The sequence below is a fragment of the Monashia sp. HAY1-5C genome (assembly GCF_056755255.1).
Window position 1 is genome coordinate 1 of the sequence record NZ_JBPGXG010000261.1, and the last position, 1,692, is coordinate 1,692.

Annotated in this window: 1 protein-coding gene; it reads left to right on the top strand. The window is 72.2% G+C overall.

Annotation, left to right across the window (positions count from 1 at the left end; all coding sequences use genetic code 11):
* Positions 1-167 precede the first annotated feature (167 nt).
* On the top strand, positions 168-1,692 hold a 1,525-nt coding region (locus tag ACR9ZK_RS21515), incomplete at its 3' end, for a glycoside hydrolase family 15 protein (RefSeq protein ID WP_481344002.1).

Below are 1,692 nucleotides of genomic sequence, written 5' to 3' on the forward strand. Positions count from 1 at the left end.
GTCCCTGGGGAGGTCGACCGAGACGTCGCGCAGGTTGTGCTCGCGCGCGCCGCGGACGACGAGGGAGTGGGAGGTGCCGGAGGGCGTAGCAGTCACGCGCCCCATGCTAGGTCGGGCCACCGACAGTGCCTCGCGGCGCCACCGGCACCGTTCGGCATACTCGCTCCATGAGCACGCCGCGGTCCACGCCCATCGAGGACTACGCCGTCCTCGGCGACCTCGGTACTGCAGCCCTCGTCAGCCTCAAGGGCTCGGTCGACTGGCTGTGCCTACCCCGGTTCGACTCGCGAGCCTGCTTCTCGGCGCTCCTCGGCACCCCCGACAACGGCCGCTGGCTGCTCACGCCGGCCGACCCCGACGCCCGGACGACGCGTCGCTACGTCGGCAACTCCTTCATCCTCGAGACGACGCACGTGACGTCCACCGGGACCGTTCGCGTCACCGACGTCATGCCGCTCGGGGACGGTCGCTCCGACGTGCTGCGCCGCGTCGAGGGGGTCGAGGGGACGGTCCGGATGCGCCACGAGTGGACGGTGCGCTTCAACTACGGGCGCACCCGACCGTGGGTCATGCGGCACACCGACGACCGCGAGGGCCGCACCGACGAGATCATCACGGCGATCGCCGGCCCCGACATGCTCGTCCTGCGCGGTGCGCGGCTCCCGCATGCCCGGGAAGGCCACCACGTCGACGAGTTCGACGTGGCCGCCGGGGAGACGATGACGTTCTCGACGACGTGGTTCCGCAGCCACGAGGCCATCCCGCCGCCGCTGCGCGTCCGGGCCCGGATCGAGGAGACCCTCGCCCTGAGCGAGAACTACGCCGCGCAGAGCCACTACACCGGACCCTACGCCGCGGCGGTGACGCGCTCGCTGCTCGTCCTGCGGGCCCTGACGCACGGGTCGACCGGCGGCATCGTCGCGGCGGCGACGACCTCGCTGCCCGAGGACGTCGGCGGCGAACGCAACTGGGACTACCGGTTCTGCTGGCTGCGCGACGCCGCGCTGACGCTCGAGGCCCTGCTCGGCTGCGGCTACCTCGACGAGACGGCGCTGTGGCGCGACTGGCTGCTGCGCGCCGTCGCCGGCGACCCCCAGGACATGCAGATCATGTACCGCGTCGACGGCGGCCGCGACCTGCCCGAACGCACCCTGCCGCACCTGTCCGGCTACGCGGGCTCGCGACCGGTCCGCATCGGCAACGCCGCCGTCGACCAGCGCCAGACCGACGTGCTGGGCGAGGTCATGATCTCTCTGGAGCACGCCCGCCAGCGCGGCCTCGAGGAGAGCGACGACTCGTGGAGCCTGCAGCGTGCCCTCGTCAACCACCTCACGACGCACTGGCAGGAGGCGGACAACGGGCTGTGGGAGATCCGCGGCCCCCTGCGCCACTTCACCCACTCCCGCGCCATGGTGTGGGCCGCCTTCGACCGGGCCGTCCGCGCGGTCGAGGAGTACGGCCTCGAGGGGCCGGTCGACCTCTGGCGCGAGCTGCGCGACCGGGTCCGCGAGGAGGTGCTGACCAAGGGCTACGACCCGGCTCGCAACACCTTCGTCCAGCACTACGACACGACCGAGCTCGACGCGTCGCTGCTGACGCTGTCCTCCATCGGCTTCGTCGACGGTGACGACCCCCGCATGGTCGGCACGATCCGGGCCGTCGAGGAGGACCTCCTGCGCGACGGCCTCGTCA